15 protein-coding genes are annotated in these 16,339 nt (G+C 71.0%); 2 read left to right on the top strand and 13 right to left on the bottom strand.

From position 1 onward, the window contains the following. Positions 1–3: 3 nt before the first annotated feature. A complete protein-coding gene (locus tag Ate02nite_RS31950) occupies positions 4–828 on the bottom strand; it encodes a glycosyltransferase family 2 protein (RefSeq protein WP_203811568.1) in 825 nt (274 codons plus the stop codon). 526 nt (positions 829–1,354) lie between these two features. Between Ate02nite_RS31950 and Ate02nite_RS31945 the strand changes: the two genes are divergently transcribed. Further along, complete coding sequence (locus Ate02nite_RS31945) at positions 1,355–1,921, top strand: Uma2 family endonuclease (RefSeq protein WP_203811567.1); 567 nt, start codon at positions 1,355–1,357, stop codon at positions 1,919–1,921. Positions 1,922–1,929: 8 nt separating this feature from the next. Here the strand turns inward: Ate02nite_RS31945 and Ate02nite_RS31940 are convergent, their stop codons facing one another. Together Ate02nite_RS31940 and Ate02nite_RS31935 are read right to left on the bottom strand one after the other, a co-directional pair. Continuing rightward, positions 1,930–3,057 (bottom strand): GGDEF domain-containing protein, encoded by a 1,128-nt coding sequence (locus Ate02nite_RS31940; protein WP_203811566.1) that lies wholly within the window; start codon positions 3,055–3,057, stop codon positions 1,930–1,932. A 167-nt stretch (positions 3,058–3,224) separates the two neighbouring features. After that, positions 3,225–4,649 (bottom strand): M14 family zinc carboxypeptidase, encoded by a 1,425-nt coding sequence (locus Ate02nite_RS31935; protein WP_203811565.1) that lies wholly within the window; start codon positions 4,647–4,649, stop codon positions 3,225–3,227. A 224-nt stretch (positions 4,650–4,873) separates the two neighbouring features. On the opposite strand from Ate02nite_RS31935, the gene Ate02nite_RS31930 reads away from it, so the two are divergent. Further along, positions 4,874–5,593 carry a pectate lyase gene (locus tag Ate02nite_RS31930; RefSeq protein ID WP_239147843.1) on the top strand — a complete coding sequence of 240 codons (720 nt, stop codon included), beginning with the start codon at positions 4,874–4,876 and terminating at the stop codon, positions 5,591–5,593. Between the two features lie 47 nt (positions 5,594–5,640). Here the strand turns inward: Ate02nite_RS31930 and Ate02nite_RS31925 are convergent, their stop codons facing one another. The 10 genes from Ate02nite_RS31925 to Ate02nite_RS31880 form a co-directional block, all read right to left on the bottom strand. Then, a complete protein-coding gene (locus tag Ate02nite_RS31925; RefSeq protein WP_203811563.1) occupies positions 5,641–7,185 on the bottom strand; it encodes a PH domain-containing protein in 1,545 nt (514 codons plus the stop codon). Then, positions 7,182–7,682 (bottom strand): PH domain-containing protein, encoded by a 501-nt coding sequence (locus Ate02nite_RS31920; RefSeq protein WP_239147869.1) that lies wholly within the window; start codon positions 7,680–7,682, stop codon positions 7,182–7,184. The genes Ate02nite_RS31925 and Ate02nite_RS31920 overlap by 4 nt, the downstream gene beginning before the upstream one ends. 95 nt (positions 7,683–7,777) lie before the next feature. Next, positions 7,778–8,254 (bottom strand): flavin reductase family protein, encoded by a 477-nt coding sequence (locus tag Ate02nite_RS31915; protein WP_239147842.1) that lies wholly within the window; start codon positions 8,252–8,254, stop codon positions 7,778–7,780. After that, the gene (locus Ate02nite_RS31910; RefSeq protein ID WP_203811562.1) at positions 8,247–8,681 is read right to left on the bottom strand and encodes an Ohr family peroxiredoxin; all 435 of its coding nucleotides are present in this window, start codon (positions 8,679–8,681) and stop codon (positions 8,247–8,249) included. The genes Ate02nite_RS31915 and Ate02nite_RS31910 overlap by 8 nt, the downstream gene beginning before the upstream one ends. An 8-nt stretch (positions 8,682–8,689) precedes the next feature. Next, positions 8,690–10,129, bottom strand: a complete 1,440-nt coding sequence (locus Ate02nite_RS31905; RefSeq protein ID WP_203811561.1) for an aldehyde dehydrogenase family protein — start codon at positions 10,127–10,129, stop codon at positions 8,690–8,692. 9 nt (positions 10,130–10,138) lie between these two features. Further along, positions 10,139–11,545, bottom strand: a complete 1,407-nt coding sequence (locus tag Ate02nite_RS31900; protein ID WP_203811560.1) for a GMC family oxidoreductase — start codon at positions 11,543–11,545, stop codon at positions 10,139–10,141. Further along, positions 11,538–12,344: an SDR family oxidoreductase gene (locus Ate02nite_RS31895; RefSeq protein WP_203811559.1), complete on the bottom strand. Its 807-nt coding sequence runs from the start codon at positions 12,342–12,344 to the stop codon at positions 11,538–11,540. The genes Ate02nite_RS31900 and Ate02nite_RS31895 overlap by 8 nt, the downstream gene beginning before the upstream one ends. Beyond that, positions 12,341–14,518: an oxidoreductase gene (locus Ate02nite_RS31890; RefSeq protein WP_203811558.1), complete on the bottom strand. Its 2,178-nt coding sequence runs from the start codon at positions 14,516–14,518 to the stop codon at positions 12,341–12,343. The genes Ate02nite_RS31895 and Ate02nite_RS31890 overlap by 4 nt, the downstream gene beginning before the upstream one ends. Then, complete coding sequence (locus Ate02nite_RS31885; protein ID WP_203811557.1) at positions 14,506–15,948, bottom strand: aldehyde dehydrogenase family protein; 1,443 nt, start codon at positions 15,946–15,948, stop codon at positions 14,506–14,508. The genes Ate02nite_RS31890 and Ate02nite_RS31885 overlap by 13 nt, the downstream gene beginning before the upstream one ends. Then, positions 15,945–16,337: a RidA family protein gene (locus Ate02nite_RS31880; RefSeq protein ID WP_203811556.1), complete on the bottom strand. Its 393-nt coding sequence runs from the start codon at positions 16,335–16,337 to the stop codon at positions 15,945–15,947. Before Ate02nite_RS31880 ends, Ate02nite_RS31885 begins: the two co-directional genes overlap by 4 nt. Between the last annotated feature and the right edge of the window lie 2 nt (positions 16,338–16,339).

The raw sequence follows: 16,339 nt of genomic DNA, 5'->3' as shown, positions 1-16,339 counted from the left end.
TCTTCAGCGGCCGGGCAGCATGGGATTCTTCCGGCCGCCGCCCCGCAGCGCCGCCAGTGGACGGGGCTGGGCCAGGGCATACACCAGGCGCAGCAACGGAAACAGCAGAAACTGGGCGCGCGCGGTGAGCCAGGCCCGGGCGTACGCGTGTGGTCGCCCGGGGTGTCGCCGGTAGGTCTGCTCGGTCATCAGGACGTACCGCCGGTAGTCGGTGAACCGGTTCGCGATCCGCCGCGCCGAGGTGCCGGCCCGCATCCCGGCCGCGAACACCGTCGCCTCACCGGCAGCGTGCAGGTGAATGCCGAGGTCGATGTCCTCGTGCACGCCCGCGTCGTCGCAGAGGGCCGGCCGCACCCGCCGCCACGCGGTCGCCCGGATCGCCATGTTGGCGCCGAGCAGCCAGTCGAGCTCGCGGCCACCCCACACCCGCCGGAAGAGGGCATCGCCGCCGTCGATGAGCCCGGCCAGCACCACGTCGTAGTAGGCGACCGGGCCGGTCGCGGCCTGCACCGCCGGTTCCGCGAACGTCTCCCGGACCGCCCGGGACCAGCCCGGGCCAAGCCGGGTGTCGGCGTCGATCCGCCCGATCACGTCCCCGCCGGCCGCGTCGAACCCGCGATTGCGGGCGTGCTGGACACCCCTTCGCGGCTCGCTCAGCAGCGTCACCCGCCCGGCGTATTCGTCCAGCACGCGGAGGGTCCCGTCACTGGACCCGTTGTCGACCACGATGACCTCGTGCACCGGCTCGTCTTGCCCGAAGACCGCGTCAAGGCAAGCCCGAAGGAACTGTTCCTCGTTGTAGACCGGCACCACGACGGAGATCAGCATGTCTCCCATCATCCACATGCGACACAGCCCGACGTCACCGTGATCGGTTATCCACGGGTTCCTGCCGGCGGGCTTGTGATGCGCGTCGTCGCGGAGGCAGAGGGGTGCTTTTCTTGGCAAGGCTTCACTCCTTCCCCTCTACCCGATGACGAAGCAAGCGGGTTGCACATCGAGATGGATTTGATGCCCGACGCTGTGCCGGTGTGTACGTAACGTGGGTCGTATCAAAGGAATTAAAAATTCGATCCCGTGAGGCGTATGCGCGAGGAAATGCCGCAGATGGCATGCGTGAGCTGCGTCGAACAACGGACGAAATAATGAGCGAATCACTGCGGGCTATTCTGGTGGCCGCAGGTTTCCATGCGACAATAAACGATGATATCGTCCCGTATGTTATTCAAGTAACGCTGCTGGACCCGGACGTCATTACCTAGGGGATTCCGTCAGGCCTGCCGGTGACCGTATGTGGGTCGCAGGAGCCACGGTATCTTGAGTCCGGTGGCCGATCGGGTTCCATGGGGTGTGTATGACGGTCGAGATGGTCGCGCCGGCCTGGATGCATCAGCAGGTCACGGCCGAGCAGTACGCGGCATGGACGGAAGAGCAGTGTGCGGGCATCGAGATCGTGGATGGGATGGTCCTGGTCTGTCCGAGCCCGTTCAAGCGGCACAGCCGCCTGGCCCGGCTTCTGGCAAACGCCTTGGATGCGGCCGCCGGGCCGGATTGGAACGCTGAGACCGACTTCGATGTCCGGCTGCAGGACGTGCCGCTGAACAACCGTCGTCCCGATGTCACGGTGTACCGGGCGGAGACCATCGACGTTGCCCCGACCCGGCCCGAGCATGTGCTTCTGGTGGTCGAGGTGGTTTCACCGGGTTCGGAGACGACCGACCGGATCGTCAAGGCTGACCAGTACGCGAGGGCGGGCATTCAGTTCTATTGGCGTGTCGAGCAGGCCGCCACGGGTGCACCGCTCGTTTACACGTACGTTCTTGACCCGGCGACCGGCCGCTACCGCGACAGCGACGTCTTCGCCGGCGTCGTGAAACTAACTGTGCCCTTCGCTATCGAGATCGATCTCAGCCAGATCTGATTCCTGAGTCAGACCCGTACGGAGCGGTTCGGTTCGGCTATGACTGAGCGGTCTCGGCCGTCGTGCTTGGCCGCGTAGAGCGCCGCGTGGGCCCGTGCTACCAGGTCGTCGGCGGATTCCTCATGGTTCCAGGTGGCTATGCCGGCCGAGAAGGTCTGGTTGTCCGGGGTGGCGGCGCGCAGGCGGCCTAGGGTCTCTGCGGCGGTGGCCGCGTCGCAGTCCGGGAGCAGGACGATGAACTCCTCGCCGCCGTAGCGGGCCAGCACGTCATGATGCCGGATCTGGGCGCTCCAACCCGCCGCGGCCGTCTTCAGGAGGCGGTCGCCGGCCTGGTGCCCGTGGGTGTCGTTGTAGTGCTTGAAGTGGTCGATGTCGATGATCGCCACCGTGGTGGTGAGCTGCTGCCGGCCGGCCTGCTCGAGCCCGGCGGTCAGCATGTCGTCCCAGGTGCGGCGGTTTACCAGGCCGGTGAGGCCGTCCGAGGACGCCAGCACCTCCAGGCGGCGGGCCTGTTCGGCCAGCTCGACCGACTGCGAGTTGACCCGGGTGATCAGCGCCTGGAGGCGGCCGACCACCAGGCCGAAGATCACCGTGCAGCCGACGGCGATGACGAAAGCGTCCGGCACCTTGCCGTCGTACCGCCAGGCCTCGTAGGCCAGTAGTGCCGGCCCGGCCAGCGCGGCGGTCCAGAGCAGCGGCACCCGGATCCAGGGCAGCTGGGGGCGGCTCTCAAAGGATGAGGGGGCGGTCAGCGAGGTGAAACCGGGGTGCAGGGCGGCCGCGCCGAGCAGGCCGTAGACGGCCAGCGAGGCCGCGTTCGTGATGCCGGAGAACAGCGAGTCCTGCAGCAGGAAGGCCGGGATGAAGGCGTAGGCCAGGTCGAAGACCAGCAGGGCCAGCTGGGCCAGCGCCAGCAACCGCATCGCCTGGGTGCCGAGGCCGCCGCTGAGCAGCAGGCTGATCAGTAGGGCGAAGATGAACAGGTCGGCCATCGGGTAGGCGGCCAGGGTGAGGGCGGCCGGGATCGACCTGTCCTGCACCACGGCCGGCTTGATCAGGAAGATGGCCACTACCAGGGCGTAACCGCAGCTGATCACGGCCGAGTCGAGCAGCCGCTCCCGGTTCTGGGTGGGCACCCGCCGCAGGCGTACGGAACCAGCCCGAGAACGAACGCGGTCAAATACCGCCACCACGCGCGGGCGGAGGGCCGGGGGAGGTCGGTCACCGGATAAGGAGAGTCGGCCGGAGCCGCCGTTCCGGTACCCGCCGGGGTGCGGTCCGGGAGCGGCTCCGGCCGTGAGCGTCAGCTGCCGGTCGGGTAGGGGCGCGCGGCCGCGTTGGCCAGGCTCAGGAAGGCCGGCAAATTCAAATTCCAGAACGAGGACATGCAGCTGTACGCCGGGAAGAACCCGCTGCAGCCGGAGGAACTGGGGCCGACCTCGATGGTGTAGCCGGGAACACCCAGCGTGCCGTAGATCCAGTCATCGGTCGCCCCGGGCGCGAAGTAGTTCAGGCCGCCGTCGCCGTGCACCACGGCGTACCCGTTGGACTTGCCCATCGCGGTGGCGATCGTCTTGAGATCGGTGTTGTTCGGCGCGAGCGAGTTCGTCCACCCGTACGGATAGATGTTGAGCTCGGCGTAGGAGTGCAGGGTGAGGAAGGTCCCCTTGGTGGCGGTGGTCGCGGCCGAGAAGTCGGCGGCCGGTTTGGTGTCCTTGTAGATCTGGCTCAGCAGGCTCTGGATGCCCTGGGTCTCCGGCTCGCTGGCGGCGCTCGCCCCGGGGTAGGTCTCGCTGCACTTGGTGCCCTGGTTGACGTCCCAGTGGTAACTCGAGTTGCGGTTGAGGTCGACGCCGAGTCCGGTGCCGGAACACCCGTTGGTGTGGGCGTTCTTGCGCTGGGAGACCGGCCGGGTCGAGTTCGAGGAGACGATGTCGACGCCGTCCGGGTTGGCGATCGGGATGACCCACAGCTCGGTGGTGTTCATCAGCGTGGTCACGGCGGTGTTGGTGCCGTAGTTGTTGACCAGGTAGTCGATCCACTTGTAGGCGAGCTCGCCGGTGGCCAGCTCCCGGGCGTGCATCTGGGCCATCAGGGTGAACTTCGGCTTCGTGCCGCTGCTGTTCAGCGCGCAGTCCCCGGTCGCGATCTTGGTGATGCACAGCGCCTGGATGTTGTGACCGGCGCTGCTGCTCTGCGACTTCAGCCAGGACTGGCCGATGCTGCGCAGCACGGCCAGGTCGGGGTGGGCGGTGGCGACCGCCTGGTTGTGCACCTCGTGCCCGGCGGCGGTGTGGTAACCGCCGTAGTAGGTGTCGGCCGCCGCGACGAACGACGCCGGGACCGGCTGGTAGAGCGGCCCGGCATAGCGCACGGTCAGCCCACCGCGCCGCAACCGCTGGGCGTCGGCCTCGGCCGCCAGGATGGGTACGCCGTTGGTCAGCGGCCCTTCGAGCACGTCATAGCCGGTGCGGGTGAGGTTCGCGGCCAGCGCGCCGGTCGTCGTGGTCGGCGACGTGACGTCGTAGTAGGCCAGTTCGGTCGTGCCCGGGACGGCCGCGGCGGCGCTGCCGGGCATGGTGAGCCCGGTCCCGAGCAGGAGGAGCAGTGCGCCGGCCCCGGCGGCGATCAGCCGCCGGAGGTGCGACTGCTGGGGGAGCGAGAACCTGGTCATCGGTACCTCGATCGTGGTGGGCCCGGCGTCACTGTGCACCGAACCGTAAGCCATCCACGATCTTCGATATGACTGGTCCCGTCAACTGGTCATTTGCAGAGATTTGCATAAAAGTAGCATTTGCGCATGTCAATGGCATGTTGCAGCAAAATTAGCCTTGAACAAAGCACCGATTAAACATCTCTTAAGACATACGTCGATGTCCAAACGGTTTCCTGCCCATGTCAGAGCCGTATGTTCCTGCCGAACGTGGGTACTCGACGAAAGGTCCACAGACAATGAAAAGACCACGCTTGCTCATCGGTGCGGCTGTCCTCGCGGCGGCTCTGGCCGGCTCGGTCGCGGTGGTGGGCGCGGCGTCCGCCGCGACGGACGTGAAGGTCACCGCCTCGATCAAGGTGACCGGCACGTTCGACGGCGGCGGTAAGCGCTACATCGGCTCGGGCGACCTCGGCAGTGGAGGACAGGCCGAGGGCCAGGACCCGCTGTTCGACCTGGCCGCCGGGGCGACCCTGAAGAACGTCATCCTCGGAGCGCCGGCCGCCGACGGCGTGCACTGCGCGGGCAGCTGCAACCTCACCAACGTCGTCTGGCAGGACGTCGGCGAGGACGCCGCCACCTTCCGGGGCACCAACGCCACCGTGGTGATCGACGGCGGCAGCGCGGCGAGCGCGTCGGACAAGGTGTTCCAGGACAACCGCGGGTCCGGCGGCTCGGTGACCATCAAGAACTTCAAGGTCAGCAACTTCGGCAAGCTGTACCGCTCGTGCGGCAACTGCTCCACCCAGGCCGCCCGCAAGGTGACCATCACCAACGTCACCGCGACCAGCGGCAAGGTGATCGCCGGCGTCAACACCAACTACGGCGACGTCGCGACGCTGAAGGGCAACAGCATCGGCAGCATCCCGACGTGCTGGCTGTACACCGGCAACAACACCGGCGCCGAGCCGGTGAAGACCGGCAGCGGCGCGAACGGCAAGAACTGCATCGTCTCCTAGTACGGGCGCGGCCCTCCGGCGTACATCCGGAGGGCCGTCCGTGACGGTCAGTCAGCGAGGAACTGTTCCAGCAGGCCGGGGACCGCGGCGCGGGCGGTCCGGATCGCCTCGGCGGCGGGGACATCGGGGACGGCGTAATGCTGCTGCCCGCCGGCCGTGGTGGCGACCAGGGTGGTCAGGCCGGCCCGGCGCTGGAACACCGAGGTGGCTATGTTCCAGCCGATCACCGCGTCGGTCCGCAGCACGTAGCGGCGTCGGACCAGACTTCCGTGCCGGCTGACCAGCCAGTCTCCGGTGAGGGCGTGACCCAGGGACGCCGCCCGGTCCTGGGCCAGGAGCGCGCCGAGCGGCAGCACCGCCGGCGCCGTCCAGAAGGTCCACCAGGGCGCGCCGGCGAGCAGCACGAATGCAAGCGCGATCAGGATCACCACAAGGCCGGCCGTGCCGGCCCGGGTGAATCTGCGCAAGCGGGCCCGGGGGCCGTGCCGGATCAGGGCTACGGTCAGCGGATCGGCGTCGCCGATGACCCGGCCGGCCACGTCCACCGCGACGCCGCGCGGCGCGGGTGGCAACAGGACCGAGCCGCCGCGGTCGGCGCCCCGGCCGACCCGCAGGCCGGTGGCGATGGCCAGGACCCGGGCGCCGCCCACGGCCCGCAGCAGCAGCGGTTCGCTCAGCTCCACACCGCGTAGCCGGCGTTCCTCGATCGTGGTGCTGCGGGTGGTGAGCAGGCCGCGCCGTACGTGCAGCGTGCCACTGCGATGCCGGCTGAGCCGGAAGTTCCAGAACGTCAGGATGTAGCCACTGGTCGACGCGATCGCGGTGAACATCACCACCGCGGCGGACACCAGCAGGATCGCCACCGGCAGGGGCCGCTCCCGCAGGTAGACGGTCGAGTCGTGGACGAGACCGATCTTCGCGAGGTCGACGTGGCTCTCATTCACCAGGCGGGAGCCGATGCCGAACACCACACCGATCGCCACCAGGCCGGACAACGTGAACGGGCCGTACCTGACCCAGGCCGGGCGCAGCGCCGCCAGCACGGTCTCGGGGGTAGCCGCGGCGGGCGGCGGCACCACCGAGCCGGTGCCCGGGGCCGCCTCGGCGGGCGGGCGGTGCAGCAGCTCACGGTGCAGGTTCTCGGCGGCGGCGGCGCTCAGCCCGTCCAGCTTCACGCCGTCGTTCTTCTTGTCGGTCTGGCCGGTGCCGACGGTGACCTGGGCCAGGCCGAAGATCCGATGCAGGACGTTCGAGGTGACGTCCACGGTGCGGATCCGGTCCCGCGGCACGGTGAGCGTCCGGCGGCGGACCAGCCCCCGGCGCACCTGCACGTGAGCCGGGGTGATCCGGAACGAGGTGGTGAAGTAGCGCAGGAAACCGAGCGCGATGCCGATGCCGCCGATGCCCAGCGCCCACCAGCCGCCGTCGGCGCCGTCGTCGCTGCGGAACCCGATAAGCACCGCGATCAGCGGGAAGATCAGCCGGCGCAGCTCCATCACCGGGTGCACGGCCAGCATCCGCGGGCTCAGCCGGCGCCAGCCGGCATCGGCGTCGACCGCCGGCTCCTCGCCCGCGTCGACCGCGGTGGTCACGTGGCGTCCCCGACGGTCTGGCCGACCCGGGTGGTCAGGTCGGCGACCAGCTGGTCGGCGTCCGCCACGGCCAGCCCCTGGATCTTGAGGGGGCCGGCCGCCGACGCGGTGGTAACGGTCACGTTCGCCAGCTTGAACAGCTGCTCGATCGGTCCGCGTTCACTGTCCACGGTCTGCACCCGGGAGATCGGTGCGATCCTCCGTTCCTGACTGAGCCAGCCGGTCTGGGTGTAGACCGCGGTGTCGGTGGCCTCCCAGCGGTGCACGCGATAGCGCCACTGCGGCATCACCGCCAGGTGCACGGCCGCCAGCACCAGCCACCCCGCACCCACGATCAGGTGCGGGAGCCGCGCGCCGTCCCCGTCGGCGAACCACCAGATCACCTGCGGCACCAGCAGCACTGTCCACAGCACCGCGGCCTTGGCCGTCCAGTACCACCGGGCGCGCGGGCTGACCCGGTGCATCGGGGGCCGGAGCCGCACCACATCTACCGTCATCGTCACGCCTTCCACGGTCGCATCCGGACCCCGGACTCCGCTGACCCGTTCGGCGCGCGATCGGCAGGACAAATGTCATGGGTGCGCGGCCGCGTTCACAACGGCGCCACCGCCCGGAACTCCGAATCGTGCCAGATCAGCGGCTTGCGGGCCGGGTCGGCCTCCTGGGACAGGACCCGGAGCAGGACGATCAGGTGATCGCCGCCCGGCACCACGGTCTCGGTGCGGCACTCGAACCGGGCCGCGGCGCCGTCCAGGAGCAGCGCGCCCCCGCTGGTTTCGTCGAATTTGGCATCGGCGAACCGGTCGCGGCTGCGGCTGGCCAGCTGCCGGCCGAGCCAGGCGTGCTCCTCGGTGAGCACGCTGACCCCGATCGTGCCGGCCGTGCTCAGCACCGGCCAGGTGCGCGAGGCCGCGTCGATGCAGAGCGCGAGCAGCGGCGGGTCGAGCGACACCGACACGAACGCGCTGACCGCGAGCCCGACCGGCACGCCGTCGATCCGGGCGGCCACGGCCATCACGCCCCGGGGGTAGAGGGTGAACGCCCGCCGGAGTTCGGTCGCGTCAGTCACGGGGACCCGCCACCCACCGGCCGTTGGCGGTGATCGCCACCTCGACGTTGCCGCGCAGCGCGTTCGAGTACGGGCAGACCCGGTCGGCCTCTATCGCCAGCTTCACCGCCTCGTCGGGATCGGTCACGCCCGGGATGGTCACGGCCAGGGTGGCGCCGATCCGGAAGCTGCCGTCGTCGACCGAGGACAGCGAGACCGTCGAGTCGACGCTGGTCTCGCCCAGGTCGACCCGGGCCCGCCGGGCCACGGTGGCCAGGGCCCCCTCGAAGCAGGCGGCATAGGCGACCGCGAACAGCTGCTCCGGGTTGGTGCCGGGGCCGCCGGTGGCCGGCCGGGACAGGTCGACGTCCAGGTGGCCGTCGTCGCTGCGGCCGTGGCCGTTGCGCCCGCCCGCGACGTGGGCTTTGGCGGTGTAGATGTGGGACACGGGAACTCCTAGAACGGGTAGCGGGCGATCTCGGCCTGGCTGGTGAGCCATTGCTGCTCGGTGAACGCGTCGGCGTTGTAGCGGTTGGAGCCGACCCGGCTGCCGTTGCCGGAGGCGCGCACGCCGCCGAACGGCTGCAACACGTCGTCGACCAGGGTCTGGTCGTTGACGTGCACGTTTCCGCTGACGATCCGGTCGGCGAAGGCCAGCCCGCGGCCGACGTCGGCGGTCAGCACGCCGGCCGACAGGCCGTACTCGGTGCCGTTGGCCAGCTCGACCGCCTCGTCGAAGTCGGCGAACGTGGTGACCGGCGCGACCGGCCCGAAGATCTCCAGGTCGTAGGCGCTCATCCCGGGTCGCACCCCGCTGATGACCGTGGGGGCGTAGAACAGGCCGTCGTAGGTGCCGCCGGCGACCACTGTCGCGCCGGCGGCCTGGGTGTCCGAGACGATCTTGTGTACGGCGTCCCGCTGCCGGGCGTCGATGATCGGCCCGATCGCCGTCCGCGGGTCGAGGGCCGTGGCGCGGGCGGCCAGCCGGGCCACGTACTCCTCGGCGATCGACTCGTGCACGAGGTGCCGGCTCGACGCCATGCAGATCTGGCCGGCGTGCAGGAACGAGCCCCAGGCGCCGGCGCTGGTCGCGGCGTCCAGGTCGACGTCGTCGAACACGACGAGCGCGGAGTTGCCGCCGAGTTCGAGGTGGACCCGCTTGAGCTGCTTGGCCGCCTGCACCGCGATCGCCCGGCCGGCCGCGGTGGAGCCGGTGAACGCGATGATCGGCACGTCCGGGTGGTCGACAAGCGCCGCCCCCAGCGTGCCGTCGCCGGGCAGCACCGCGAGGGCGTCGGCCGGGAGCCCGGCCTGGAACAGCGCCTCGGCGATGATCGTGCCGCCGCTGACCGCGGTGCGCGGGTCGGGCTTGACCACCACGCTGTTGCCGACCGCGAGGGCCGGCGCGACGCTGCGCAGGGCGAGGAACAGCGGCGAGTTGAACGGCGCGATGACGCCGACCACGCCGGCCGGGATGCGCCGGGAGATGCTGAGCCGGCCGGCCGGCGACGGGTAGGTCTCGCCGGTCGACTCCAGCGCGAGCCCGGCCGCCGCGTGCAGGGCCTGCGCGCTGATGGTGAGCTCGAACATCGCCTTGCCGACGGTGGCGCCACCCTCGCGGACCAGCCAGTCGGCCAGCTCCGGCATATTGGCCTCGATCAGGCGGCCGGCCTCGCGGAGCACGCCGGAGCGTTCGAACGCCGGGCGCCTGGCCCAGGCCCGCTGACCGTCGACCAGCCGGGCCACTGCCGTGGACAGGTCGTCGGTGGTCGCGGTCGCGATCCGGCCGAGCACGGCGCCGGTGGCCGGTTCGGTGATGTCGGCGGTGGCGGCGGCCGGCTGGGCGGTGCCCGCGTGCAGAACCTTGGCGATCCGGTCGGGGTCGAGAAGGGGCATGGCAGTCCTCTATTCGGGCAGGACCAGCGCGGCACCGCGCAGGCCGATCATCATGGAGGCGAGCATCGTGTTGGCGCGGGGACTGGTCGGCATGATCGAGGCGTCGGCGACCGACAGGCCGGTGACCCCCGCGACGGCGAGCGTCGGGTCGACCACCGCGCCGGGGTCGGTTCCCATCCGGCAGGTGCCGACCAGGTGCCCGTAGGACTCCAAGGGCGGCGGATTATCAGCACGCCACCAGGCGTCCGCCGGCTCGATCAGGACGTCGCTCAGCGCGTCGAGGGCCGCTCGCGCGTCGTCCAGCAGCAGGTCGAAGGCCTTGGCGTCCTGCGGATCGCCGAGGTGGTTGAGGTGCACCTCGGTGGTGCCGTCGACGGCGAGCCGGACCGAGCCGCGGCTGATCGCCCGCATCAGGCCGAGCCCGAGGAAGACGTCGGCGGGATCGGCGTCGGGCAGGTACGGCTTGGCCTGGTGCGGATAGAGATGCACCTCGACCCGGTCGTCGGCGAGGATCTCGTAGCGCAGCAGCACACCGTTGACCGGCCGCAGACCGGGCGCTTCCGGGTCGGCCGCGCGGACCTGCAGCACGGTCCACGGGTGGTCCTGCAGGTTGGCGCCGACCTCGGGGGCGTCGTGGACCAGCGGGATCCCGGCCGCGGCGAGGTCGGCGGCCGGGCCGATGCCGGAGCGCAGCAGCAGCGCCGGTGTCTCGACCGAGCCCGCGCACAGCACGACGTGGTCGGCGTCGATCGTGCCCGCCGAGGTTTCCACCCCGACGCACCGGGTGCCGTCGAACAGCAACCGCTTCGCGGTCGTCCCGGCCCGCAGATGCGGCCGAAGACCAGGAAGAAGAGCCTGGTGTACGCCGTAGCGCACTGCGCCGTCCACGGTGTTGGTCGGCCAGTGACCGACGCCGAGCACGCCCGGCGCGTTCTGGTCCTCGACCCAGGCGTGCCCCTGCCCGGCCGCCCATTCGGCAAACGCGGTGTCGACCGGCCCGAAGCTCAGCCGGGTGATCGGAATCGGACCGGCGGCGCCATGGGTGGGCCGGTCACCGAACTGCCGGTCGTTCTCCAGGGCGTTGAACGCCGGGGCGACGTCGTCCCAGCGCCAGCCGTCGATGTTCCACTCGTCGAAGCACCAGGGTTGCCCGCGCAGCGCCGCCGCCGAGTTCGTCGAGGTGCACCCGCCGGTGACCTTGCCGCGCAGCAGCGGCCGCCCGGTGTCGGCGTCGACGTATCCCCAGTCGACGTCGGCGGGGGTGGCCAGGTCGGTGCGCATCCAGTCCGGCGGGGGAGTGCCCGGGTCGTCGCCGGCTTCGAGCAGGATCACGTCGGCGTCGCCGCGCGCGACGAGGCCGTCCGCACAGAACAGGCCGGCCGCGCCGCTGCCGATCACCACAATGGTCTTACGCAAGGCTTTCACCACCATCGAGTACGAGGATCTGGCCGGTGGTCGACGCCGCGGCCGGCGAGGCCAGGTAGGCCACGGCCGCGGCGACGTGCTCGGGAGCGATCGGCGCGCCGAGCGGGATCGCGGCCATCTTCCGGTTGACATAGGCCGGGTCGGCGAGGACGCCCGCGGTCATCGCGCTGGGCACCACGGTCGGCGCGACCGCGTTGACCCGAATCCCGTCGGCCGCCCACTCCAGGGCGAGCAGCCTGGTCATATGGCTGACGCCGGCCTTGCTGACGCCATAGGCGAAGGAGGCCTTGGCGGCCAGAAAGGCGTGGGTGGACGAGATCGACACGATCGAGCCGCCGCTGGCGGCGAGGGCAGCGTGCGCGGCCTTCGCCATCCGGTAGGCGCCGGTGAGATTGACGTCCAGCACGCGCTGGAACGTCGCGGTGTCGGTCTCCAGAGCGGTGCTCCGCACCATGATCCCGGCGGCGTTGACGAGAAGCGAGAGTTCACCGTGAGCCGCAACGACCGCCGCGACCACGTCGGCGCACGACGAATCGTCCGTCACGTCCAGCCGATGCAGGGTCGGGCCCTCGTTCAGCGGCGCGGCTGGGCCGTTGCCCAGCGCGGCGGCCGAGGTGGCGGGGCCGTTGCCCAGCGCGGCAGCCGAGGTGGCGGGGCCGTTGCTCAGCGCGGCGGCCAAGGCCGCCTCGTCGGTGTCGGCCAGGGCCAGCCGCATTCCGGCAGCGCCGAGGGCGGCCGCGATGGCCTGCCCGATCGCCCCGGCGGCGCCAGTGATCAGCGCGGTCGTCATGCCGGGACCAGGGGGTAGGGAGGGCGCATGGACAGTCCTTCGGTGACGGAGGGGACGCCGATCGCCAGACCGGCGGCCCGCCCCTCGTAGACGGCTTCCTGAACGGTGCGCGGAGCGAACGCGTCGCCGACCAGATGCACCTGGCCGGACCAGCCGGACTCCGCGAGTTGGTCGAGCAGCCCGGCCCGCGCCCGAGCGGGCCGGACGTGGACGATCGAGTCGATGCCGGCGAGGGTCTGCGTCGACCCGTCGACGGTGTGCGTGATGGTGACGGCGTCGCCGCACGCGTGCGTAGGCCGGTGCATGGTGAAGATCCGCACGCCGGCCGCGCGCAGCCGCTCGGCCAGCCCGAGCCGCGAGTAGACGGTGATCCGCGGAGCCATGCTGGCCAGCGGGCTGACCAGCCGGACCGCGACGCCGCGCGCCGCGAGAAATTCGGCCAGCGCAAAGGCCTCCCAAGACCCCAATTCATCGAGTACGAGGGTGGTCGCCCCTGCCGATCCCGGCCGTCTGACGACCTCGCCCAGCTCCAGCACCGGCGGCCCACCGGCCAGCGCCGGCACGGCGGGATCGGTGGCGTCCGTCGGATCGCCGGGCAGGGCCCGCGCGTCGTCCGGGTGGGTGGCCGCATCGGCGGCGAGCGGCGGATTTGCGGGCTGCGCGAGTGCGTCTGCTGGGTGGGTGGCTGCGCTGGTGGTGAGCGGCGGACTTGCGGGCAGCGTCAGCGCGTCTGCCGGGTGCGTTGCCGCGCCGGTGGCGAGGATGACTACGTCGGGGGACAGGTCGGCGATCGTGGCTGCGGTTACCTCGGCGCCGAAGCGGCGGATCACGCGGCTGGCGTCCAGCTCGGACCGTAGGTCGTCGAGGAGGAGGCTGAAGCCGGGGCGGATCTTGGTGACGTCCGGCAGGGTGCCGCCGAGATCCGGGGCGGCGTCGGCCAGGACGACGTGATGGCCTCGGCGGCTGGCGGTTATTGCCGCTTCCAGGCCGGCCGGGCCGGCTCCGACCACCAGCACCGACTGCGGGGTGGGGTGGGTCTCCTCGGCGGCCAGCCAGGAACGTTCGTGGCCGACGGCTGGGTTTACCGTGCAGGTGATCGGGGTGATCGCCTCCAGGTTGGCGTTGCAGCCCTGGTTGCAGGCTATGCAGTGGCGTGGGGCGCCCTGGCCGAGGGTGCGCCGGGTCAGGGCTGGCTCGGCGATGTGCGCGCGGGCGTAACCGACCAGGTCGGCCTCGCCGGACGCCACCATCTCGGCGCCGGTTTCCAGGGTGTCGATTCGGCAGATCGCCAGCACCGGGACGTCCGGGAACTCTTGCTTGAAGCGGGCGGGCAGGTGCCGGAACGGCGCCCGGCCGTAGCTCATGTCGGCCATCTGGGTGCTCAGCGAGGCCGCCCCGATGTAGGCGGAGTGGCTGACGTGCAGGAAGTCGAGCTCCACGAAACCGCGGAGATGTTCGACGATCCGGACCACGTCGTCGGGACCTAGGCCGCCGGGCAGGAACTCGTCGGCGGACAGCCGCACGCCGACGGCGGCCCGGCCGCCGACCGCCTCGACCACGGCGATCAGCACCTCCCGGGCGAGCCGGGTGCGGGCCTCGAACGAGCCGCCGTAGCCATCTCGCCGGTCGTTGGTGAGCGGGGAGAGGAACTGCTGGAGCAGGTGTCCGTGCCCGAGGTGCACCTCCAGGCCGTCGAAGCCGGCCTCGACGACCCGGGCCGCGGCCGCCGCGAAGCCGTCGACCACGGTGTCCAGGTCGAACGCGTTCATCACGTGCGGGGAATGCGCGCCGGTGTTCCAGGGCGCCGGGCCGGCTCCCCAGCTGCCGTGGTGGTCGTCGCCGGAGTGCCGGCCGGTGTGCAGGATCTGGGCGAACAGCCGGGTGTCCTCGGCGTGCACGACGTCGGCCAGCTCGGACAGGCCCTCGAGGGCCTCGTCGTGGTAGGCGTGGATGCCCAGCCGGCGCAGGCTGGTCGGGTGCACCCGGATGCCCTCGGTGATGATCAGGCCGGCGCCGCCCCGGGCCCGCTCCCGGTGGTAATCGAGGTGGCGCTGGGTGACCAGGTTGCGGCCGGCCTCGCCGAAGTTGGTGGTGTGCGGGGCGACGAAGACGCGGTTCTTGATCCGGGCCGGGCCGAGGTCGATGCCCGTGGTCAGAACGTTCAGCTGACCCACCTCGCCGACACCGACTTGAGGTCGGTGAAGAAGTCGACGGCGGTGCGGCCCTGGGAGTGGATCGTGCCGAGGAACGACTTCCGGCGGCCGCCGAAGCCGACCTGTGCGGTCGGGGCGGCCACGCCGACGTTGACGCCGACGTTGCCGACGTCGGCGCGGCTGGTGAACGCGCGGGCGGCGGTGCCGTCGGCGGTGTAGATCGAGGCCGCGTTGCCGAACGGGCTGGCGTTGACGAACTCGATCGCCGCGTCGAGGGTCGGCACGGTGACGATGAACAGCACCGGCCCGAACACCTCGTCGGTGAGCAGGGGGCTGTCGATCGCGGCGCGCACCACCGACGGGCCGACCACATAGGGCCCACTTGGAGCCGCGCCGGCCGTGCCCGCGGTGACGGCGGCGCGGCCGTCGACAAGGACATCGCCCTCGGCCCGCTTGAGCACGTCGAGGACGGCGTCGACGGCGGCGCGCGAGATCATCGGCGGGATTCCGGCGGCCTCCGGAGCCGAAGCAACAGTGGTCTCCCGCGCTGCGCGGACCACGGCATCGACCAGCTCGGGCTGCGAACCCACCGCGACCAGGATGCTGCTGGACAGGCAGCGCTGCCCGGACATCCCGAACGCCGAGGTGGTGACGGCGGCGGCGACCACCTCCGGGTCGGCGTCCGGGAGGGCGACGAGCGGATTCCGTGCGCCGCCGGCCGCCTGGGCGCGCTTGCCGGCCGCCGACGCGCGGGCATGAACGGCGGCGGCGGTGGCCGACGAGCCGACCAGCGACACGCTCGCCACGTCCGGGTGGTCGCAGAGTGCCTCCACGACTTCCCGGCCGCCTTGCACGACGTTGACGACCCCGGAGGGGAAGCCGGCCTCGGCGAACAGCGGCCCGAGCGCGGAACCACCGAACGGGGTCTGCTCGGACGGCTTGATCACCACGGTGTTTCCGCAGGCCAGAGCCCACGACCAGTAGATCAGCCCGGTCATGATCGGGAAGTTGAACGGCGGCACGATGGCGGCCACGCCGACCGGCTCGCGGACCAGGGTGGCGTCGATGCCGGAGACGACGTCGACCACGTGCTCCCCGGCGAGCAGCGCGGGGGCGGTCGCGGCGGCTTCGAGGTGCTCGCGAGCCCGGTCCAGCTCGGCCCGCGCGTCGACAAGCGTCTTGCCGTTGTCCCGCGAGATGGTCTCGGCGAGCGAGGAGGCGTTCGCCTCGATCAGCCCGGCCAGGCGCACCAGGATCCGGGCCCGCCGGGTGGACGGCATCGACGCCCACCCGGGCAGTGCGGCTCGGGCGGCGGCGACCGCGCGGTCCACGGTCGCCGCGTCGCCGGCGCCGACCGAACCGATCGACTCCCCGGTCCACGGCGAGGTCACCGGGATGTCGGTGCCGGTCGACGGCTCGACCACCCCGCCGATCAGATTCGGGGCCCTCATGACGGCTTCACCGCGATCACGTCGATCTCCACCCGGCACTCACTCCCGATTCCGACATAGACGGTGGCGCGGGTCGGAAATGAACCCGGCGCCCAATAGGTGCGGTAGACGCTGTTCATCTCGTCGTAGAACGCCCGGTCGGACAGGTAGACCGTCGTCTTCACCACGTCCGCGAGCGAGGCCCCGGCGTCGGCCAGGATCGCGGCCAGGGCGTCGAGCACGATGCGCGTCTCGTCGGCGATCGAGGCCGCCGCGGCCATGCGCGTGCGGGAGTCGTTGTCGAACGCCATGCCGTTCGCGAAGACCATGGTCTCGGTCTCGACGCCCTGCGACAGCGGATAGGACTCGTCGTACTGGGGGCCTTCCGGCACCCGGATGATCCGGCGCACGG

The organism is Paractinoplanes tereljensis, from assembly GCF_016862435.1.
GTDB lineage: Bacteria > Actinomycetota > Actinomycetes > Mycobacteriales > Micromonosporaceae > Actinoplanes > Actinoplanes tereljensis.
The sequence above is the reverse complement of the archived record's forward strand: the minus strand, read 5'-3'. Positions and strand labels throughout refer to the sequence as shown.